This is a genomic window from Marivivens sp. JLT3646, assembly GCF_001908835.1.
GTDB classification, from domain to species: domain Bacteria; phylum Pseudomonadota; class Alphaproteobacteria; order Rhodobacterales; family Rhodobacteraceae; genus Marivivens; species Marivivens geojensis.
In genome coordinates this window covers 2,135,649-2,156,164 of the sequence record NZ_CP018572.1, presented here as the reverse complement: position 1 = coordinate 2,156,164, position 20,516 = coordinate 2,135,649, and the positions used below count along the sequence as shown (strand labels likewise).

General features: G+C 54.4%; 23 protein-coding genes, 1 tRNA gene and 1 pseudogene. 15 read left to right on the top strand and 10 right to left on the bottom strand.

The window, feature by feature from the left end; all coding sequences use genetic code 11:
• The first annotated feature begins 57 nt into the window (after positions 1-57).
• From BSK21_RS10775 to BSK21_RS16185, 5 genes and pseudogenes are all read left to right on the top strand, one after another.
• The gene (locus tag BSK21_RS10775; RefSeq protein WP_067551563.1) at positions 58-1,137 is read left to right on the top strand and encodes a carbohydrate ABC transporter permease; all 1,080 of its coding nucleotides are present in this window, start codon (positions 58-60) and stop codon (positions 1,135-1,137) included.
• On the top strand, positions 1,137-2,015 hold the full coding sequence (locus tag BSK21_RS10770) for a carbohydrate ABC transporter permease (RefSeq protein WP_067551560.1): 879 nt from the start codon (positions 1,137-1,139) through the stop codon (positions 2,013-2,015). The genes BSK21_RS10775 and BSK21_RS10770 overlap by 1 nt, the downstream gene beginning before the upstream one ends.
• A 14-nt stretch (positions 2,016-2,029) precedes the next feature.
• Positions 2,030-3,010, top strand: a complete 981-nt coding sequence (locus BSK21_RS10765; protein WP_067551557.1) for a levansucrase — start codon at positions 2,030-2,032, stop codon at positions 3,008-3,010.
• Between the two features lie 3 nt (positions 3,011-3,013).
• Positions 3,014-4,087, top strand: coding sequence for an ABC transporter ATP-binding protein (locus BSK21_RS10760; protein ID WP_067551554.1), 1,074 nt, complete (start codon positions 3,014-3,016; stop codon positions 4,085-4,087).
• A gap of 124 nt (positions 4,088-4,211) precedes the next feature.
• Positions 4,212-4,415, top strand: a pseudogene (locus BSK21_RS16185) (IS6 family transposase); the annotation flags it as partial.
• 318 nt (positions 4,416-4,733) lie between these two features.
• On the opposite strand, the gene BSK21_RS10750 reads toward BSK21_RS16185, so the two are convergent.
• Entirely contained in the window at positions 4,734-5,030 is a 297-nt protein-coding gene (locus BSK21_RS10750; protein ID WP_067551551.1) for a hypothetical protein, read from the bottom strand.
• 85 nt (positions 5,031-5,115) lie between these two features.
• Here BSK21_RS10750 and BSK21_RS10745 point away from each other — a divergent pair, with 85 nt between their 5' ends.
• Positions 5,116-5,448, top strand: coding sequence for a hypothetical protein (locus tag BSK21_RS10745; RefSeq protein WP_067551549.1), 333 nt, complete (start codon positions 5,116-5,118; stop codon positions 5,446-5,448).
• 2 nt (positions 5,449-5,450) lie between these two features.
• Here BSK21_RS10745 and BSK21_RS10740 read toward each other — a convergent pair whose 3' ends face one another.
• On the bottom strand, positions 5,451-5,879 hold the full coding sequence (locus tag BSK21_RS10740) for a hypothetical protein (RefSeq protein WP_067551546.1): 429 nt from the start codon (positions 5,877-5,879) through the stop codon (positions 5,451-5,453).
• Positions 5,880-5,882: 3 nt separating this feature from the next.
• Positions 5,883-6,242, bottom strand: a complete 360-nt coding sequence (locus tag BSK21_RS10735; protein ID WP_156529611.1) for a hypothetical protein — start codon at positions 6,240-6,242, stop codon at positions 5,883-5,885.
• A 127-nt stretch (positions 6,243-6,369) separates the two neighbouring features.
• Here BSK21_RS10735 and BSK21_RS10730 point away from each other — a divergent pair, with 127 nt between their 5' ends.
• Positions 6,370-7,044 (top strand): UPF0149 family protein, encoded by a 675-nt coding sequence (locus tag BSK21_RS10730; RefSeq protein WP_067551541.1) that lies wholly within the window; start codon positions 6,370-6,372, stop codon positions 7,042-7,044.
• A gap of 147 nt (positions 7,045-7,191) precedes the next feature.
• On the opposite strand, the gene BSK21_RS10725 is transcribed toward BSK21_RS10730, so the two are convergent.
• From BSK21_RS10725 to BSK21_RS10710, 4 genes are all read right to left on the bottom strand, one after another.
• Positions 7,192-7,668 (bottom strand): polymer-forming cytoskeletal protein, encoded by a 477-nt coding sequence (locus BSK21_RS10725; RefSeq protein ID WP_231924826.1) that lies wholly within the window; start codon positions 7,666-7,668, stop codon positions 7,192-7,194.
• 208 nt (positions 7,669-7,876) lie between these two features.
• Positions 7,877-7,951, bottom strand: a tRNA-Glu gene (locus tag BSK21_RS10720).
• A 56-nt stretch (positions 7,952-8,007) separates the two neighbouring features.
• Positions 8,008-8,442 carry a DMT family transporter gene (locus BSK21_RS10715; protein WP_067551538.1) on the bottom strand — a complete coding sequence of 145 codons (435 nt, stop codon included), beginning with the start codon at positions 8,440-8,442 and terminating at the stop codon, positions 8,008-8,010.
• Entirely contained in the window at positions 8,442-8,912 is a 471-nt protein-coding gene (locus tag BSK21_RS10710) for a DMT family transporter (RefSeq protein ID WP_067551535.1), read from the bottom strand. Before BSK21_RS10710 ends, BSK21_RS10715 begins: the two co-directional genes overlap by 1 nt.
• Before the next feature lie 145 nt (positions 8,913-9,057).
• On the opposite strand from BSK21_RS10710, the gene BSK21_RS10705 reads away from it, so the two are divergent.
• The 3 genes from BSK21_RS10705 (at position 9,058) to rpsD (ending at position 11,947) form a co-directional block, all read left to right on the top strand.
• On the top strand, positions 9,058-9,981 hold the full coding sequence (locus tag BSK21_RS10705; protein WP_067551532.1) for a lipid A-modifier LpxR family protein: 924 nt from the start codon (positions 9,058-9,060) through the stop codon (positions 9,979-9,981).
• A gap of 116 nt (positions 9,982-10,097) precedes the next feature.
• A complete protein-coding gene (locus BSK21_RS10700) occupies positions 10,098-11,168 on the top strand; it encodes a Hint domain-containing protein (protein WP_067551529.1) in 1,071 nt (356 codons plus the stop codon).
• A gap of 158 nt (positions 11,169-11,326) precedes the next feature.
• A complete protein-coding gene (rpsD, locus tag BSK21_RS10695; RefSeq protein ID WP_067551526.1) occupies positions 11,327-11,947 on the top strand; it encodes a 30S ribosomal protein S4 in 621 nt (206 codons plus the stop codon).
• 60 nt (positions 11,948-12,007) lie between these two features.
• Here rpsD and BSK21_RS10690 read toward each other — a convergent pair whose 3' ends face one another.
• Positions 12,008-13,060 carry a bifunctional transcriptional activator/DNA repair enzyme AdaA gene (locus BSK21_RS10690; protein ID WP_067551523.1) on the bottom strand — a complete coding sequence of 351 codons (1,053 nt, stop codon included), beginning with the start codon at positions 13,058-13,060 and terminating at the stop codon, positions 12,008-12,010.
• Positions 13,061-13,191: 131 nt separating this feature from the next.
• Between BSK21_RS10690 and hisC the strand changes: the two genes are divergently transcribed.
• Both hisC and BSK21_RS10680 read left to right on the top strand, forming a co-directional pair.
• Complete coding sequence (hisC, locus tag BSK21_RS10685; protein ID WP_067551521.1) at positions 13,192-14,277, top strand: histidinol-phosphate transaminase; 1,086 nt, start codon at positions 13,192-13,194, stop codon at positions 14,275-14,277.
• Complete coding sequence (locus BSK21_RS10680; RefSeq protein ID WP_067551517.1) at positions 14,277-15,197, top strand: prephenate/arogenate dehydrogenase family protein; 921 nt, start codon at positions 14,277-14,279, stop codon at positions 15,195-15,197. Before hisC ends, BSK21_RS10680 begins: the two co-directional genes overlap by 1 nt.
• Before the next feature lies 1 nt (position 15,198).
• Here BSK21_RS10680 and BSK21_RS10675 read toward each other — a convergent pair whose 3' ends face one another.
• A complete protein-coding gene (locus tag BSK21_RS10675) occupies positions 15,199-16,146 on the bottom strand; it encodes a DUF2125 domain-containing protein (protein WP_067551514.1) in 948 nt (315 codons plus the stop codon).
• A 46-nt stretch (positions 16,147-16,192) separates the two neighbouring features.
• On the opposite strand from BSK21_RS10675, the gene BSK21_RS10670 reads away from it, so the two are divergent.
• The 3 genes from BSK21_RS10670 to BSK21_RS10660 all read left to right on the top strand — a co-directional run bounded on the left by BSK21_RS10670 (position 16,193) and on the right by BSK21_RS10660 (position 19,625).
• Positions 16,193-16,741 (top strand): gamma-glutamylcyclotransferase, encoded by a 549-nt coding sequence (locus BSK21_RS10670; RefSeq protein WP_067551512.1) that lies wholly within the window; start codon positions 16,193-16,195, stop codon positions 16,739-16,741.
• Between the two features lie 143 nt (positions 16,742-16,884).
• Positions 16,885-17,982, top strand: coding sequence for a biopolymer transporter ExbB (locus BSK21_RS10665; protein ID WP_067551692.1), 1,098 nt, complete (start codon positions 16,885-16,887; stop codon positions 17,980-17,982).
• A complete protein-coding gene (locus BSK21_RS10660) occupies positions 17,982-19,625 on the top strand; it encodes a peptidoglycan -binding protein (protein ID WP_067551509.1) in 1,644 nt (547 codons plus the stop codon). The genes BSK21_RS10665 and BSK21_RS10660 overlap by 1 nt, the downstream gene beginning before the upstream one ends.
• Here BSK21_RS10660 and BSK21_RS10655 read toward each other — a convergent pair.
• Positions 19,612-20,463, bottom strand: a complete 852-nt coding sequence (locus BSK21_RS10655) for a M23 family metallopeptidase (RefSeq protein ID WP_231924825.1) — start codon at positions 20,461-20,463, stop codon at positions 19,612-19,614. The two genes, BSK21_RS10660 and BSK21_RS10655, sit on opposite strands and share 14 nt — an antisense overlap.
• Between the last annotated feature and the right edge of the window lie 53 nt (positions 20,464-20,516).

The following is a 20,516-nucleotide window of genomic DNA, read 5'->3' as shown; positions in this document are numbered from 1 at the left end:
TCTCCCGAGCTTCGGCTCGGGGGAACTGCTTTTCAATACGTCTTCAAGGTCAGCATTATGGCGACGTCCTCCAAACTCACTTCATCGAACCGAGCAGGATGGCTCTTCGCACTTCCGGGCTTTGGTTTGATGGTTGTCTTCATCATCCTGCCCTTCTTTTTTGCGATCGCTCTTTCCTTTACCAATCAGCGACTAATCTCTCCCAACCCGACCGAGTTTGTCGGCATGGCGAATTATAAATCGCTCCTTGGCGTAGGCATGATCACGCTTGAGCCCGAACGCGATGCAAGCGGAGATATCATTCGCGACGACAGCGGCGCGCCGACCTATCCCAAGCTTCGTAATTTCACGCGCAAGAACCCTGACTATCCCAAGCTAGACGGGATGCGCGAATGGACCAGCTGGCAATCGGGTGAAAATCGCACCTATGTCCTTGCGCGAGACGTTGTCTTTATGCGCGCCGTTCTGAACACGCTGATCTTTGTGTTGGTGGTCGCTCCGGTTCAAGGTGGTCTTGCTCTCGGACTTGCGCTGCTGATCAACCAAAGACTTCGCGGCATCAATGTCTACCGCGCGATCTATTTTATGCCCGTCGTGGTCTCGATCGTGGTTGTCTCACTTCTGTGGCGGTTCATCTATGATGGCAACAATGGTCTTCTGAACAATATCCTAAGCTCGCTCACTTTCGGTGCGTTCTCTCCGATTGATTGGCTCGGCAATCCAGATACCGCTCTTGGCTCGATCATCGGAATGTCGATCTGGCAAGCCGTTGGGTTCCACATGGTGATCTGGCTTTCTGGTCTCCAGACCATTTCGCCCACCCTTTATGAGGCAGCTGAAATCGAAGGCTCCAGCAAGTGGCAGACCTTCCGCTATGTGACCTGGCCAGGGCTTCGCAATACTGCGGTTCTTGTTCTCATCGTCATCACAATGCAGGCCTTTGCTCTCTTTAGTCAGATCGACGTTATGACGAGCGGTGGCCCTCTCGACAGCACACAGACCATCGTCTTCCAAGCAGTTGAACGTGGCTATGGCAAACAGGACATTTCGGGCGGTTCCACTATCTCGGTGATCCTCTTCGTTATCGTTCTGTCGATTTCTCTCATCCAACGCTGGCTTACACGGGAGCGTCGCTGATGGCACTTGTTTCACCTGATAACCGCGGTCTGCGCCTTGCGACACGCTATGCGGTATTGACGATCATCGCTTTGATCTTCTGCTTTCCGCTTGTCTTCATGATTATGTCGTCGCTCAAGCCGAGCGAGCAACTTTTGCTCGACACCGCATCGCTGCGGGCATTCCTGCCAATCGGCGACATCAGTCTTGATAACTATTCGGCGGCTTTTAAACGCGCACCTGTTGGACTCTTCGTCTTTAACTCAATGCTTGTCACAGGCGTTACGGTCGTTCTCTCGCTCCTCATCTGTTCGATGACCGCGTTCTCGATCGTTTTCTTGAACTGGCGGGGGCGAGACCTTGTGCTCTCAATCATCCTTGCGACTTTGATCGTGCCGTTCGAAACTATCGCAATTCCGATGCTTTTGCTGGCGTCCAAGCTGCCGTGGATCGGTCTTGATGGGTTTACGACTGGCTGGCTCAATACCTATCGCGTGCAGATTGTGCCGTTCATCGCGGATGGTTTGACCATCTATCTCTTCGTGCAGTATTTCAAAGATCTACCGCACGAGTTGATCGAAGCCTCTCGCGTCGAGGGTGCGAGCTGGGGCCAGATTTACCGCCGCATTGTGATGCCGCTTGCCGGACCTGTGCTTGCGACCGCAGCGATCCTTAAGTTTCTGGCGATGTATAACCAGTATCTGTGGCCGCTTATGGTCGTGCAGCAGGAGCAATACCGTCCTGTCATGGTTGGGCTTCAATACTTCTTCCAGCTCAACATCGCTTGGGGCGAGATCATGGCCTACCTCAGCCTGATCACTGTGCCCGTTCTTGCCTTCTATCTCTTCTTGCAACGTGCCTTCATCGCGTCGATCGCATCGACGGGCGTCAAAGGCTAATTAGGAAAACGACAATGGTTCTTTCACTTGAAAACCAATGGATTTGGGACAGCTGGTATGCCTTCGATGGCGAAAAGCACCACTGCTATTTCCTCAAGGCCGACAAATCGCTGGGCGATCCTGATCTGCGCCATTTCAATGTTACTCAAGGGCATGCGGTTTCTACCGACTTGACCAATTGGGAACACCTTGGCACCTGCCTGACCCCGTGGCGCAATGGTCCTGCTTGGGATGATAAGACCACATGGACAGGCTCCGTCGTTCAGGACGATGACGGCCTGTGGCACCTCTTTTACACAGGAACGCGCCAAAGCGAGAGCGCACTCTATCAGCGCGTTGGTCATGCGACTTCGACAGATATGCATTCGTGGGAACGTGTTGGCGATGGTCAGTGCCTCGACCTCACTGGACCGAATGCAAAATACTATGAATGCGAGCATGCAATTGGTCACTGGCATGACCGTGCGATGCGCGATCCTTGGGTGATGCGCGACCCTAAAGGGGACGGGTGGCTCATGTATTTCACGGCACGTGTGCCTGGAATTGAAGAGCCAAATGGCGGCGGCGCCGTAGGCTTTGCGACCTCGCAAGACCTTATTCGGTGGGAATTGCAGCCGCCGGTATTTACCGGCGACTATGGCCAGCTCGAAGTGCCGCAGGTCTTTGAGATCAATGGTAAGTGGTATTGCCTTTTCTGCACAGCTGCCGAGCATTGGTCCAAAGGCCGCATCGCCGAGGCTGGGGTTCCGCCTGTGACGGGCAACCATTACCTCATCGCCGACAATCCGCGCGGTCCATGGAAAACAGCACCCGGTTTCCTTGATGGGGCATTGCCGTGCGAGCGCTATGCCGCCCGCATCGTTGAGAAAGATGGCGAGCATTTCATTCTTGGGTTTGCTGATTACGGCAAAGACAAGTTTGGCGGCTATATCCATGATCCGCAGCGTGTGCTTGTAGATGCTAATGGTCTCTTGCTGTTGGAGCAGGCGGACTGAGTAATGGCGGATATCTCTCTTAAGAAGCTCAAAAAATCCTATGGTCCGGTCGACGTGATTAAAGGCGTCGACATCGAGATCAACCATGGTGAGTTTGTCGTCTTTGTGGGTCCATCTGGTTGCGGCAAGTCAACGCTTTTGCGGATGATTGCTGGGCTTGAAGATATTTCGGAAGGCGAGTTGTCCGTTGATGGGCAGGTCGTCAACGAGCTCCAACCCAAAGAGCGCGGCGTTGCGATGGTGTTCCAATCCTACGCAATTTTCCCTCATATGACTGTTCGCGAAAACGTAGCATTTGGCCTGACGATCTCCAAAACGCCCAAAGCGGAGAAAGAAGCTAAAGTTGCGGAAGCCGCACGTATCTTGCAGATGGAGCACTTGTTGGATCGCCGTCCGAGCCAGCTTTCGGGTGGTCAGCGCCAGCGCGTTGCGATTGGACGTGCGATTGTGCGCGATCCCAAAGTCTTCCTTTTTGATGAGCCGCTTTCTAACTTAGACGCGGCCCTTCGAATGGATATGCGGATGGAGATCGGCAAGCTGCACAAAGATCTCGGAGCGACCATGATCTATGTGACACATGATCAGGTCGAAGCTATGACGCTTGCGGATAAGATCGTAGTGCTTCGCGACGGAGAAGTTCAGCAGATCGGCGCGCCGATGGAGCTTTATCACAAGCCCGCAAATCTCTTTGTTGCAAAGTTTATCGGCAGCCCGTCAATGAACTTCCTTGAGGTGGAGGTCACGGCTGCCGAAAAGGGCCACTATGTGGTTTCAAATGCGGCGCTCGCTCCGATTTCGATCCCATCTGAGATCAAGGCCAAGGTCGGCGACAAGCTCGTTCTTGGATTGCGGCCGCAATACCTCGAGCCTGAGGCGAAAGAGGGTTACGGGGTTTTGAAGGGTAAGATTAACCTAACAGAGCGTCTTGGAAGCGAGACGGTGATGAACCTTGCGATGGGTGACGGAACCACTCTGATTGCGGCCCTTCCAAAAGACGCGATTTTTGATCGCGGTACATCGATTGAGCTGTCCTTCGATCCGGTGAAAGCCCATCTCTTTCATCCTGAGACCGAATAGGTTTTGACAACGATCAAAGAGCCAACCCTAAGTCGGTTGGCCTTTTTGTTATACGAATGAACTTGAGGGCACTGTCAGACTAAACGTCCTTGAGCAGGGTATGGTACGTGTTTAGCGTTTTGGTATGACCAAGCGCTCTCCATTTCGATACTTCAAGACGAGCCCAGAGGTGATCCGCTTAGCGGTCATGCTCTATGTGCGGTTCCCTCTGTCTCTTCGTAATGTGGAGGATCTCCTGCATGAGCGGGGGATCGATGTTAGCCATGAAACTATAGGTTATTGGTGGAACAGATTTGGTCCGCTGTTTGCTGCTGAAATCAGGAAGCGAACTCCTGCTCCCCGCCCTCACCCCCCAAACACCACCTCTTCCTGCTTTTCCCAACTCGCCGTCACCAGATCCGTCATCTCGCGGATGGTGATGCTCGGAACCTCCCGCCCATAGACGAGCCTCCGCAGAACTCTGATACACAACAGCCCAAAAACAACACCTGAACCTTAATGTATTCTTTCAATATGTACGTGGGTTTGTGTGCCGATATTCCGCCTGTCGACCATGCTTTTGATTGGACACTGAGCGCCCATCGTTTTTCCGGTTCAACGAAGCGTCCCATTTAGCGTCTAAATTAAAATTTAATGTCAGACGATCTCACAACGCGAAGATTTTACCATCGCGACGCTTTTCGATGATTTCTTGAAGCTTTTTCTGCGCTTGGGGGCCAACACCAGAAATCTGCGCTATCTGAGTTGGCTGTAGCGTCATTAGATGATCGATCAGCGATATATCGATGGCAGCTGGATCAACGTTGCTATGAGACGTTTTGAAGTCGCGTTGACAGTCTAGGAATATCTTGACCCACACGAATGTGCTTATTTGGCGAGCTAATGGGCCGTCGACTGTTGCGAAATTTATCAAAGGCTGGTCAGCGACACGGTCGTACTTCACCACGGTATCCTCATGCTGTAATGTGAAAGCCTATCTCGAAATCGATCAATTGTGATGTGTTATTCGTTCTTGCGGAGAAAGCAAAGTGTCACGCACTGAGTATGATTTGGCGGCAAACCCTATTCAAGATTTTCAGTGTCCAAGTGGGAGGCTCATCGATCTCATCCGGCCGACGATCTGGGTGCAAATTTTTTTGCACCTTCAGAGAGATTTTAAGACGCGATACGACGATGTGGAGCTTGATGCCGTAGATATCTCGCTTCTGCGTGAATTGCTTGGGATGGATGAAAGACGTCTAAAACAGTTGGCGGGTTTGGGGAAAAAGTCCCGTGAGAAACTCAAGACGATACTCTGCTATGCCGCTGACGGAAAAATTTTTGATGGGCATGGCCGGGCCGTGGTTTTCGATGAGTGTTGATGTCAGCTACTGGGACTTTCAGGCGCGTCATCGTCGATGATACAATGGCCCGACATTGTGATAATCGCTTTTTCTCTTAGATGAACGAATTTTGAAAAGTCATAGGTTTGAGTGTCGAGGGATATGAGAGCCTCGCTGTCCGGTTCCATCGTCCTGCAGTAGAAGCTGAGCTTGCCTTCTGTCCGATTTACTTGCGTAACAAACTGGCAAAATGGGGCATTCACTGCCACGATTGCGCCCGATGGGAGTACGCTGAAGCTCGAAGGCTGCTCCGAATATTCATCATCGATTTCACCAGTGTTCAGGTGATGTGATTTTGCCTCATCTACAACGCAAAAGACGGAGTAGCCTCCAGTGGGTTCTTGAGCCTGGCCTTCGGTGGTGAGGGCTACAAACGGAAGTAGCATCGCAGTTAGACGCGTAATGGTCATTAGTCAGTCCTCAGCCAAAGAATGATGAGTGGCAAGTCTCAGGTAGTGTTGCCGTGTCATCAACCTCTTGACTGTCGCATCGGATAAACGTGCAGCACAAGTGTTCTCTATTTCTTGAACAAGAGTTTCGACTGGACGGAGTGCTAATTTTTTATCTTTCGTTTTAAGCGGCACCCGAAATTCCTGTGTCAAAACTAAAGGAGGCTGTGTCTTCTCAGATTGCAGATAGCCCGCATCTGCAAGCACTTTAATAATCGATCGAGCAAGGTGTTCAGGAACGCCAAACTTCATCATCTCAGATGTCAGGTAGTCCTGTATTCTGATTGGCGACCATCCAAAAATGAGAGAGCGAACAACTTTCATGAAGCTTACATCACGTAAAAAAGAGGCATAATTATGACTAATCTGTGGTCCACTAAGGCATCGACAGTTTCGAGCTTATAAAGTCTAAGCAACCGAATGTTGGAGTAGGCAACGGAAGGTGAAGATCATGCGCTTCTATAAACATGATGTCGAGCGACTTGCTCAACTTCTCTCGTCTTCAGATGCTACCCAGCGCATCGATATGAAGCTCAGTGAGCTGGATGGGTATCTTACGGCAGTGTTCTTGTGTCCAGAATTTGTACCTCCATCAAGCTGGCTCACAGATTTATTCAAAGGAAAAGTTCCTGAGAAATTCCCTCGTGGCAAAGTTGCTGATCTGGTCGTTGAAAATATTGTCGGCCACCTCGAATACATCGCCGATAGGGCAAAGACTCGACAGCGATTGCAGCCTATTTTTTCAAATGTTGAGGACACAGATCAAGTTTCATGGCAGCCTTGGGTTCAAGGCTTCAACCGTGGCGTAGCTCTCCGGAAAGATGTCTGGGAGGCGTTGTTCGATCATAGTGAGGAGGTTACGCGAAGTGCTCTGAGCCTCTTTTTAGTTCTCAATGAAATAGCCGAAGGTCAAAGTGATTTTGACGACCAACTTATCCACGCGTTTTCTGAAGAAGCGCTGGACCTCATTCCGAATGCCTTAATTGAATTGCTGCAGCAGGCTCGTACGGACTTATTTGAACAACCGACATCTCGTCAAAAGCGTCAAATTAAAAAGCCAAAACGAAATGACCCATGCACTTGTGGGTCTGGATATTTATATAAGCAGTGCTGTGGGAAAAATTGACGCCAGCGGCTTCGAGACCAAAACCTAGGACATATTCATTTCCAGGTATTGCATGTCGGATAGTATTTAGTGGGAGGCGAGAGTGCCCCAGGGTCTGTATGCCCTATAAGGCACATCTATCAGCGTTAGCACTTTGAGGTAGCGGCATCAGATCATAGTTTTCTGGGGTGGCATCGAGATTGCGCCGTTGAATTTTGCACCCATATCCATGCTCAAGGTAGGTGAGGTGATGTCGGCCTCTACATTTGCGGTCGGTTTCAAGCTGAGAGATTTGGCAAAGATTTTGCCTATCACTTGTCCTTCAATCATGACTTGATCAGCCCGAATTGTGCCTGTGATTTTCCCAGTTTTGGTCACCACTAGAATGTCAGCGGTAAGGTCGCCGGTAATCGTCCCGCCAAACTCGACAACACCATCACTTGTCCAGTTGCCTTCGATTTTGATCCCTTCATGAAGAACTGAGCGACGTTTGTCAGTAACGCTGCCTTCTCGATAGGGTGGCATAAATGGTTTTTTGGTAGGTGCCGCGTCTAATGCCGATGACTGAAGCTTCTGATCGCTCGGCGAATGCTTATCGTCGGCTGGTGCATCGTTGGCAGTTTTATTTTTGAATTTCGAGAGCATAATCAGTCCGCCATTGGATAAACACCAGTGACATGTCCCAGAAGGGCATTCATCGTCAAGTTTCTTGGAGAGTACGAGTGTGAGGGTGTGAACCTTCAGTCAGCTCAGGACCAATGTTGTCCATAATCAATTTGGTATACGGACCGGCATACACGCTAGATGAATAAGTACCTAACATATTGTTTTTAAAATATTTTGGGAAATGCAGTGGCAGCCCGTAGGGGAATCGAACCCCTCTTTCCAGGTTGAAAACCTGGCGTCCTAACCGATAGACGAACGGGCCACTCTGTGCGTGAGGGGCGTATTAATCATCTCTGTGCGGCGGCGCAAGCGGGAAATTCAGTCTCTTGAACGTCGACCGTAGAAAATTCCTGCGAGGATTAATGCAACCCCCAAGGTTCGTGCCCACGCGACCCCAGCAGTTCCCATCGCGATATCGAGGATCACGCTCGATACCATTTGCCCTGCGATCACCAATACAGCCGTTTGCGCAGCGCCAATACGCGCGATGAGCCAACTGGATGACGCGATAAAGACCACGCCAACCGCGCCCCCAGCGTAGGCGGACAGCGGGATGTCAGAGAGGCCGTCTTGGGGGTGGGACCATCCGATGGAGAGGGCGATCACGCAGAGTACCGCGAAACCCACCGCATGATTCCAGAACGATGATTCTAAGGGGCTTGTGGAGAGCGACAGGCGACCATTGATTTGGCGACTTAGTCCGACCAGCAATCCCGCGGCAAAGGCGAGGGAGACATAAATCCAAATTCCCATCAGACCCGTCCCAAATAGATGATGATCAAGCTACCCGCGCAGATCATTGCGAAAGAGAACAGCTCGCGCCGTGCCAACCGACGTTTGGGAAGGCCAAACAGCCCCAACACATCCGCGCTAAGTCCAAAGACCATCTGTCCCGCGAGGCCAAGGGCAATGGTGCCCGAGAGAGCAAGCGGTGTATTTACCGTCGTTGAGGTAAGGATCACCGTCAAAGCACCCGAAATACCGCCGAGGTAGGCCCATAGCGGTGCGGGTGAACGCGCGCCTCCCTTCGGGCGGCGCCGAAAGAGCACGATGAGCGCGATGATAGCTGCAACAGTTCCGACGCCATGCGCCACCCATGACGAAAAGATCGCGCCGCCTCCTAATGCGACTTGGCCATTCAATAGCGTCATAATCGTTAGAAGCCCGCCCGTGAGAAAGGCGATCAGTACGAGGTGCGTTTTCTGAGTGGTGTGCTGCGTCATGCGCTGTGTTTGACAGTCGCCGCTGGGTTGCGCAACGCTAGATAGCGCTGTGCTACCGCGTGGGCGCGGGAGAATAGAAATTTTAGCTATAAATTTGCCCTGCTTGTTCTAAACCTCCGCGTGTATACTAATTGTGGGGTATGGTATGTCCTTTGCGCGCGCTGTCGTCCTGTCGTCTCTCATCTTGTCATCAGGCGCTGCTGTTGCCGAAACCGAGAGCGGCTGGGGCCTGACGGGCGTTGGTCGGCTGTTCAACAACGACTACTTTGGGGATAACGAAGATCGCTGGCGCACGGGCAGCTACGTTCTGTCGTTTGCATTTTCGAAAGATAACGAACGCGACTATGCCGATCAGCCCTTTGGTTTGATGGAGCTTCGTCTGCGCTCCGAAGTCATCGCGCCGCGAAACCTGAATGGTGCGAAGTCATCGGACCGTGCTTATGCGGGTATTTTGTCGGTTGGGGCGCATACCCATTACGAGATCAACGATCTGGAAATCAGCGTGGGGACGGACATCGTTGTCGTGGGCCCTCAGACAGGCATGATGGAGTTTCAGCGGAATTTCCACGACCGCGTGGGTGCCCCAGAAATCGCGGCTTCAGTCGAGGCAAACCAAATAGCGAATGGTGTCTATCCGACCCTGACAACCGAGATCGCCCGCGAAATCGACTTTGGCCATTCATACCTGCGTCCGTTTGTTGAGGGGCAGTATGGGGCAGAGGATTTGATCCGCGTTGGGGCAGACTTCCAATTCGGGGACGTGGCCGTTGACGTGGCGCATGGCCGCGATCCGGTCACGGGGCAACGGTTCAAACTGGCGGATTCTCATAACCGCGGGCTCGCGTTCCTTTTGGGGGCTGATTACGCGATTGTCGGGGATAGCATCTACTTCCCCGCCAGCTTTGGTGCAGAGGTTGAAGATACCCGCTATCGCATTCGCGCTGGCCTCAACTGGCAAATCGCGCCGAAGATTTCATTCTATTACGGCGCAACCTACCTGTCCGAACAATACTTCGGTCAAGAAGAGGGCCAAATCGTCGGCTCGCTGAAGCTAAATTTCAACTTCTAATTAAAAAGTTAACGCGTTCTCACGTTTAGGGTTGATTCGCGAGAATCCACCTGCTTATTTTGAAGTCAGATCCGCGCGGGACAAAAGACGCGGGCAGACTGAGGCAGAGAACGGGCATGAAAACGGGCTTTCTAGGCACGTTTGTCATTTCCTGGGCGCAATGTGAGATTGACGGGCTCTGGTCCGCGCCGCGCGACGCGTTTCGCGTAGGGGCGACTTGGGCTTGGACAGGGGATGCAGTTCGGGTGGATGGCCCGAATTCTGTGCTTCCTTTGGGGATTGCGGCCGGAGAGGCAGACATTCGAAAAAGAGCGGCGCATTCGGTGCGACGCATGTTGCAGGCGGTCGAGACTAAAAATCCTATTGGGATCGAGGTAGAGATCGATCATCCTCTTTTTGAAAAGAGTTTCAGCATTACAGATGGTCGGGACACGTGGACAGTGACCTTGATCGAAACGGGCCGTGGTCGTCCGCCACTCTTGATGTTCATCGGGCATATTCCGCCGCGTCATCGTGAAATGTGGATCGTGTCGCATAACATCGACCTAGAGCGCCCTGATCAGATCAGTGCCGCGCCAGGCGGTGTTATTTGCTTTACTCCTGGGACGACGATTCAAACGGAACACGGGCCTCGTCTCGTTGAATCCTTGCGCGAAGGCGATCGGGTTCAGACCAAAGACAACGGCTGTCAAGAAATTCTCTGGATCGGCACGCGCCGTGTGACGGGCGCGCGTTTGTTCGCGATGCCGCACTATGCGCCGATCCGTATGCGGGCGGGGGCTTTGGATAAGGACGTGCCTGACGAGGGACTTCTTGTATCGCCTGATCACCGCATGATCCTCAAAGGTGCGCGTGCGCGTGCCCTGTTCAATGCGGATGAGGTGCTGGTGACCGCGCGCGATCTGGTGAACGATCATTCGATCTATGTGGACCGCTCGGTGCGTGAAGTGACCTATATCCACATGCTTCTTCCGCAGCATGAAGTCGTTTTTGCGAATAAGGTCGAAACCGAAAGTTTTCACCCGGCAAGCGCGGCACTGTCCCACTTGAACGAGGCCGATCGTTCACGCCTCTTCCAGCGGATGCCAGAGCTTGGCGGCGACCCGCAGACCTACGGTATGTTTGCGCGTCGTGTTTTGTCTGGCAGCGAAGTGGAAATCCTACGGCATGACAGTCGGCTTATGTGACAAAAGAGCGTTGACTCTGTCGCTCTCGCCTCTATAAGCCGCCCATTCATTGGTGTTGGTGGGCCCCGCAAGGGGATTCCTGTCATGGCTTCGGCCAAGAGGACAACGCCCTTCATAGTCGCCCTTCGGGGCGTCGACCATAACGAAGGAGATCAGCCGTGACCAAACGCACGTCTGCCAAGTACAAAATCGACCGCCGCATGGGCGAAAACATCTGGGGTCGTCCTAAGTCGCCAGTAAACAAGCGTGAATACGGCCCAGGCCAGCACGGTCAGCGCCGCAAAGCGAAAATCTCGGACTTCGGTCTGCAGCTGCGCGCTAAACAGAAGCTGAAAGGCTACTACGGCGACCTGACCGAGAAACAATTCCGCCGCATCTACGGTGAAGCAGAGCGTGTAAAAGGCGATACCGGTGAAAACCTGATCGGCCTGCTCGAGCGTCGTCTGGACGCTGTTGTTTACCGCGCGAAGTTCGTTGCAACCGTGTTCGCTGCTCGTCAGTTCGTAAACCACGGCCACGTTCTGGTTAACGGTAAATCGGTAAACATCCCGTCCTACCGCGTCAAAGAAGGCGACGTTATCGAAGTTCGTCAGAAGTCGAAACAGATGACCGTTCTTCTCGAAGCTGTTCAGCTGACCGAGCGTGATGTTCCTGACTACATCGACGCTGACCACAACAAAATGACCGCGACTTTCGTTCGCACTCCGGGCCTGTCGGACGTTCCGTACCCTGTTGTGATGGAACCGAACCTCGTCGTCGAATTCTACGCTAAGAACTAATCTGGTTCTTAGCCGATATTCGGGAAAAGGCTGCCTTCGGGCAGCCTTTTTTCTTTTGGTTCACCGAAACTGGCGTTCAATTTCGATCAGTTTTTGCTTTCGCCATAAGCCACCTGCGTAACCTGTGAGTGTTCCATCTGCGCCGATGACACGGTGACAGGGGATAACGAGCGCGATTTGGTTCGCACCATTGGCCGAGGCCACAGGGCGCATCGCCGTTGGGCGTCCGATCTCTGCGGCGAGTTGGCCGTAGCTGCGTGTCTCGCCTGCGGGGATTTTACGGAGTGCCTCCCAGACTTCGCGCTGGAACGATGTCCCGTAATTTTGCGCGAGGGGCACGTCGAACGTTGATCGTTTGCCCGCAAAGAATTCAACCAATTCTTCGGCAACCTGATCAGTCGCCTCGAACCGCCCAAAACCCATTGATCCTTTCGTGGTGTCGAAGATGCGATTTAGCTGTGCGGCCAGACCTTTGCGTTCGGGGAATTCGAGCATCCGGAGGGATTTCGCGTCACTCACGGCGATCATGGCACCTAGTGGTGTGTCGATGAAATCAGCCCGCAACGCCGCATCCGTTCGCATTTCAGATGGGGCAACGCCCAACAGTTTCGCGAATGACGCACGAAACGCTGAAGGACTGTCGAAGCCCGCGTCCAATTGTGCCTCGATGACTTTGCCGCCTTCGGCCAATGTTTTTGCGCCCATTCTCATCCGCCTTTGTCGTGCCATCTGAATAAACGTCATACCGAATTGTCGCCGAAACACCCGTCGCACGGTCGAGGTGTCAAACCCCATCGCCTCCACATCGCCTTCGGTCCAGCGTCGATCGGGCTCATCGTCGAGCACGGCAAGCAGACGGGCGATTACAGGGTCAGCCTCCGCGCTCGTGCCGATGGGATGGCAGCGTTTGCAGGGACGGAACCCGGCTGCAATGCATTCTGCTGTTGTTGCAAAGAACCGACAGTTCTCTCGCAAGGGTTTGCGTGCGGGGCAGGTCAGTCGACAGAAAATGCCTGTCGACGTTACCCCCACATAGGCGCGACCATCATAGGAAGCGTCCCGCGCTACAAGCGCGTCATAGAGTGTATCTGGGTCTGGTAAACTGAATAACATGTACTCGTTATAACCGATCAATCTGCCACATGCCGCCTGAAATCGGGCAGCTATTTCATCCGTGTCGATCTGTGCTCTGGAAACGGGTCAAAACCATCGTTAAGGAAGGTCCGACAACCCGAGGGCAGAACATGACCAAGACGCCAAAACCGCAATCCGGCATCATGGATATCGCACTGTATGTCAGTGGCGAAAGCAAGGTCGCTGGTAAATCCGACGTGCTCAAGCTGTCGTCGAATGAAAACCCCTATGGGTTTTCCGACAAAGCACGCGAGGCATTTACCCGCAGCGTTCAGGACTTGCATCGTTACCCCTCGACCGACCATGCGAGCCTTCGGGCCGCGATTGGTGAAGTCTATGGCCTCTCTCCCGATCAATTGATCTGCGGTGCGGGTTCGGACGAAGTGCTTCAGTTCATCGCGACGTGTTACGCGGGTGTTGGTGACGAGATCATCACCACCGAACACGGGTTTTCGATGTATCCGATCCTCGCAAAGATGGTCGGTGCTGTTCCTGTTGAAGTCAAAGAAAACAATCGCCGTGTGGATGTCGACGCCATTTTGGCGGCTGTCACTGAGCGTACGCGGATCGTTTTTGTAGCGAACCCTGCAAACCCGACAGGCACGATGCTGACCGAGGCAGAGCTTGTGCGGTTGATCGAGGGTCTGCCGTCCGATGTGTTGTTCGTTCACGACGGCGCCTACACTGAATTCGTCGACGGATTCGATGGCGGCTCTGGGTTGGTGGATCAATATCCCAACGTGATCATGACTCGCACGTTCTCTAAAATCTACGGCCTCGGCGGTTTGCGGATCGGTTGGGCCTATGCGGCCAAAGACATCATTGATGTGCTGAACCGTGTGCGTCAGCCGTTCAACTTGTCCGAGACACAATTGACGACCGCAGAGGCTGCCGTGCGCGACGTTGCCTTTGTTGAACGTTGCCGGACCGAAAATGCAAAGTGGCGTGATTGGCTGTCCAACGCTCTGATCCAGATGGGTGTGCAGGTTGATGAGAGCTTTGCGAACTTCATTCTGGCGCGTTTTGCCTCCGAAGACGAAGCAGCCGCTTGCGATGCCGCGCTCAAGGACGACGGGATCATCGTGCGCCGTGTGGGTGGCTATGGCCTGCCGAATTGCCTTCGGATCACCGTTGGCGACGAGGCTGCGTGCCGCCGCGTGGTTCATGTCATCGGCACGTTTAAGGGGGTCCGCTGATGGCCACCTATAACCGTGTTGCCCTGATCGGATTGGGCCTCATTGCAGGGTCCATGTCGCTGGCCATTCGTCGTGGAAAACTCGCGAACGAAATCGTGGGCTATGCGCGGTCCGCAGAAACGCGTGATATCGCGCGCGAGATCAATCTGGTCGACCGCGTTGTCGATACCGCCGAAGAGGCTGTTAAAGACGCAGATCTCGTTGTTCTGGCCGTACCGATCGGTGCGATGGGTCCAGTGATGGCGGCGATTGCCCCGCATCTGAAACAGGGTGTGATGGTCACGGATGTGGGATCGGTGAAAAAGTCCGTGTTCGACGCCGTTGTGCCGCATCTGCCCGAACACGCGCATTTCATCGGCTGTCACCCGATGGCGGGGACCGAACATTCTGGCCCTCGATCAGGGTTTGCGACGCTGTTCGACAACCGTTGGTGCTTGGTCGTGCCGCCCGAGACTGTCGATCAGGGTGAGTTGGATCGGTTGTGCGATTTCTGGAAGGGGATCGGCGCGAATATCGAAATCATGGACCCTGACCACCATGATCTAGTCTGCGCGGTGGTGTCTCACACGCCGCACTTGATCGCTTACACGATGGTTGGCGTTGCCGATGACCTGCGCCGCGTCACCGATCAAGAGGTGATAAAGTTCTCTGCAGCGGGTTTTCGTGACTTCACCCGTATTGCGGCCTCTGACCCGACGATGTGGCGCGATGTGTTTCTGACGAACAAAGACGCGACCTTGGAAATTTTGGGGCGGTTCACCGAAGAACTGTTCGTCCTTCAGCGCGCTATTCGTCAGGGCGATGGTGATCTGTTGTTCGATTATTTCACCCGCACCCGCGCGATCCGTCGCGGCATCATTGAAGCGGGTCAGGACACCGACGCTCCCGACTTTGGCCGCAAACCAACCAAAGTCGATTGAGTTAGCGTAGTTTTGGCGCTGGCCCTAGCGGGAACGCAGCAAGGCGCATTTGCCCATCCGCAAAAATCAGGGGAAGTGTGATGCTGCCATCGTCGCTCGCAAGACCCGATGCCATCGCCTGATACCCCATCAAGTTGGCGGGTTTGATCGCGCCGTTCGCGGCAAGCATCCGTAAGACCGTTTCCCAGCCTTTCATGGTTACATCCAACTGACCGCTTGGCGTGCCGTCAGACTGAATGTCGATGAGCCCGTCGACGGTCAGATCAATGTCACCCCAAATGAGTTTGAGCGGCGCAAAGTCCATGCCTGCAATTATAGGGTCAGATGTCGCGAATAGAGCAGGGGCGGGGTCGAATTTGACGGCGCCGTTGACGCTGAACTGGCTGACCATCTCGGGCAGTTGGTGCGTCGGGTCGATGGAAGTCTTTATCTCAGCCATCAGAGTGACGTCTGTCATCGATAGATCGAGATCGTAGACACCTTTGTCTGAGGGAACGAGGTGAGCCTCTATGGTTGCCGCATTTGTATCTGGGTCCTCAATGACAACATTCGATCCGCTGAGGTCAAATCGTCCAAGGTCGCCATTTCGTGTGATTTGCACTGATCCCCCAACTGACAGTTCGTCAGCGGAAACCTTGATCGTCCATGCGGGGCCTACGATTTGAACGGGCCCGAGCATGTCGATGCGGGCGCGGTTCGGGGCGTATGAGGGAATGCTCACCTTCGCGGATTCGGCGATGAGCGTGGTCAATTCATCGATTTGGCTCTCGTAGCCATCCACGCGGGTGGTAAACCGCAGTGGTGACCACTGAAGCGCCACATTCTGAGCTTTTGACGAGATGTCGGCCTGAATGGCCGACCGCACCAAGGCTTGCAAACCAAATGAACCGGCGGCCCAATAGAGCCCGTAAACCACGACGCCCGTGATCGCCCAGCCTTTGATCCTCATGTCGCCCCCTTTAACCCGAACTTGTTTCGTGTTTAACCATGGGATCATGACAGGAAAAGAACATTCCCCGCTTTGGGTCTTCGGCTACGGCTCGCTTTTGTGGAACCCCGGTTTCGAACCCGAGGAGGCCATTCAGGCGCGACTGGACGGGTTTCATCGGTCTTTTTGTATGCTCTCCATCCACCATCGTGGCACCATCGAAGAGCCGGGACTCGTTCTGGCTTTGGACCGTCAGGATGGCGCTGGCTGCACGGGTGTTGCATTTCGGGTTGCCGATGCGGACCGCGAGGCCGTGATAACTGCGCTTCGCGAACGTGAATTGGTGTCGTCGGCCTATCTTGAGGCAGTGCTACCGATTACGCTCCATGACGGGCGAACAGTTGAGGCAGTGACCTACATTATCGACCCAGATCACGAACAATACTGTCACCTGCCGCTCGAAACGCAGGCGCAGATGATCGGGCGTGCTGTCGGTGGGCGCGGGCCAAATACCGAATATCTTTTCAACACTGCGGCGCATCTGACGCAGATGGGCATTTGCGATGATGAAATGGCGTGGCTCGTGGGGCGCGTTAAGGCAATAATCGCAGTCTGATCCCATATATTTCATTTGGGAATTCAGTCTCAGGGCCTTATGGTTCCTGCAATAAACTAACGCGAGGAACCCAACCCGTGGCGGACATTAGGGAACCCGAGGCCGAGCCGTATTTTTCGCAACCGACGCGACAGATCACCATGATGCTGATCGCATTGGGGCTGATCGGTGCTGGCGTCTATGTGGCATTGTCCACGTTGCTGTCGATCTTCTGGTCTAACCCGTATTTGAACGGGCTGATTGGCGCTGTTTTTGTCTTGGGCGTATTGTCGTGCTTTGGGCAGGTTGTTCAGCTCGTGTCGTCCGTTGGCTGGATCAAACGTTTTGCAAGGGACCAACAGGTTCAGGGCGCACCTGCGCTGCTTGCGCCTTTGGCAACACTGCTGCGGTCGCGCGGAGCACGTATGCAACTGTCTAGCTCGTCTGCGCGGTCGATCTTGGATTCCGTTGCCAGCCGCATCGACGAAGATCGCGAAATCACCAAGTATCTAGGCAATACATTGATTTTCCTCGGCCTTTTGGGGACGTTCTATGGTCTGGCCACGACGGTTCCAGCGTTGGTCGAAACCATTCGGTCGTTGAACGCTGATGATGGTGCTGCGGGCGATATCTTTGCCAAACTGCAAATGGGCCTTGAGGCGCAGTTGGGCGGGATGGGCACAGCGTTTTCGTCGTCGCTCCTCGGTTTGGCGGGGTCTCTGATTGTTGGCCTGTTGGAACTCTTTGCGGGACATGGTCAGAACCGTTTTTACCGCGACCTCGAAGAATGGATGTCCTCGATCACCCGCCTCGGGTTTTCGAGCGGGGACGAGGGACCAGCGATGGAAGGGAACCCCTATGGTGGTGTTCTCGACCAAATGGCGGATCAGATCGACACCCTGCGGGCGCTCTTTGAACAGGCAGAGGCAGGCCGTGGTCAAACCGATGCTTATCTCGTGCGCTTGACCGAAGCCGTTGTGGGGCTTTCCCAGAAGATTGATGCGACCGACGTGCGTCCCGCATTGCAAGAGGCGGCTGAGGCCCAAATGCGGCTCGCCCAGAAACTACAAGATAGCGGTGTTGACGGGATTGATGCCGAAAGCCGGATGCGGTTGCGGTCGATAGATGTGCAGCTTCTGAAAATCCTCGAAGAGCTGTCGTCGGGTCGTCAGGAAACCGTGGGTGAATTGCGTGGCGATCTTGCGAACATCACTCGCATGCTGCGCGCAACGAAACGCCCAACGGGCACAGGACATAGCTAATGGCGATCAGTCGTCGCAGCACCAACCGTTTCAATGCCTCGATCTGGCCGGGGTTTGTGGATGCGATGACGGGGCTCTTGCTGGTCCTGATGTTTGTCATCACTATCTTTATGGTGATCCAGTTTGTGCTGCGTGAAAAGATTACGGGACAGGAAACGCGGCTTGAGGAGCTTTCGTCCGAGATTGCATCATTGACCAATGCGCTGGGCCTCGAACAATCGCGGTCGTCGCAACTGGCCAGTCAGGTCGGGCAGTTGACCACGGATCTGTCGCAGGCCCAAGACGACCGTCAGGCGCAAGCTGCCTTGATCGCGTCACTGACGGCCGAGCGGGATCGCGTCACGGCCGAACTCGTTGATGCGCAAAGTCGGATCACAGGGTTTGAGGCGCAGATTGCGGGTTTGCTGGCGGATCGCACCGATTTGCGGGATCAGGTCGCGGGGCTGGAAACCGAACAGGCGCGTTTGATGTCCGAGGCTGAGGCGCTGAACCTCGCCCTCGCGACAGCGCGTTCGGAAATTGACGATGCTGCCGAGAATGCCCGTCTTGCTGCGGCTCGTCGTGAGGCCCTCGAAGCATTGATCGCAGACCTTGAGGCTAAACGTGATCAGGACGCGGCGACAATTGCCGAGTTGGAAACTGGCGGTGCTGCGCGTCAAGCGCAGGTATCTGAACTAGAAGCTGCTCGTTTGGCCGATGCCGCCGCGCTAGAGGCGTTGCGTGCACGCCTCGCAGATGCAGACGCCGAAATTACAGCGATGACATTGGCTCTCGAACAGCAGCGCAAAGAGGCCGAGGACACTCTCACGCTCTTGGCCGCGGCAGAGGCCGCGCGGGATGATTTGGCCGCGCAGCAGACCGAGCAATTGACCGAGGCAGAGCGTCAGGCGGCCCTTTTAGCGGTGGCCCAGCAGCGTTTGACGGAAGAAGAAGCGCTCTCTGCCGAAAGTCAGCGTCAGGTGGCGGCTCTGAACGCCAATGTTGCTGAATTGCGGAGCCAAGTTGCCAACCTGCAAGGTTTGCTCGATTTGGCAGAGCAGGCAGATACCGAAGCGCAGGTTCAGATCACGAACCTTTCTGGGCGGCTCAATCAGGCGTTGGCCCGTGCGGCTGCGGAAAATGCGCGTCGGCTGGAGTTAGAAGAGGCGGAACGCGCGCGCCTAGAGGCAGAGACAAAAGAACTGGCAAACTATCGGTCGGAGTTCTTTGGTCAGATGCGCCAAGTTTTGGCCGATCAGGACGGCGTGCGTATTGAAGGTGACCGTTTCGTTTTTGCCTCAGAGGTTCTGTTCCCTCCGGGTAGCGCGACGCTCTCGCCTTTGGGTCAGGCCGAAGTTGCTAAGGTCGCGACGCTTTTGCGCCAAGTTGCGGACAATATCCCCGACAGCATCGACTGGATCATTCGCGTCGATGGGCACACCGATAATATTCCTTTGTCGGGCTTGGGCGAATTCCGTGACAACTGGGAACTGTCGCAAGCGCGGGCCTTATCTGTGGTGCGGTTCATGTCTGAAAGCCAAGGCATTGATCCGACCCATTTGTCGGCCAACGGATTTGGTGAATATCAACCTCTGAATACCGAAGACAGCGATGCAGCACGGGCGCAGAACCGTCGGATCGAATTGAAGCTCACCGAACGGTGACATTGATCACTTGGCGGTCTAGCTCGGTTCCGTCGCGTTGCAACGTGACCATTCCTGCGTAGTCGCCTGTGTCCCAACCTGACGCGGGTGCGCGTTTGCCACTGGCACGAAAGACCATCGCTTGATCGCGGGTCAAGGTTTCGGTGTGTTCGAAGATTGGGCCAGAGGGTCCGATGATTTCAAACGTCATTTCGTCACCGGATTGAACGCCGAACGAGAAACCCCAGAGGACGATATTGCCAGATTGATCAAGCTCTACCACGCCTGCAGTGCCTGCTTTGACTTCCGTATATTCGGGCACGTTTGGGGCAAACCCTGTGCTGATCAGGCCGCCCGCAGGCGTTGGCGGCGTGTCAATCCAGAGCGTGGTGTTCGACGGTCCGCAAGTGGCCTCATCGTTCGGGTCGAAGGGATCCACGACCTCTCCATTGTGGCGGACCGAAAAATGTACGTGTGGGAACTGGGTTTGGCCCGATAGCCCAACCTGACCGAGGACTTGACCCATTGCCACGTGATCGCCTGATCTAACCGTTACGGACCCTTGGGCCATGTGGCAGTATTGGGTTTCCCAACCGTTGCCGTGGTCGATCACGACGCCGTTTCCGCATTCCTTAGAGGACACATCGGGCGCACCGGCTTGCCCTTGCAAGATATCGACCATGTCGTTGCGAACGCCGCGCACCGTTCCGGGGGCCGCTGCGATCACATTGACGCCTTGGGCTTGCATAGCGAGTGAGGGTAGGGCGAAGTCTGTTCCTTTGTGGCCGTCATACGTTAGCGAACCACAGGCAAAATCGATCACGCCCGCAGACGAGTCATGGTCAACGAATTGTTGCATGTAACAGGTGTCCGACAGATCGCAATCAATCGGCAATCCGAAAAGTGGGTCTC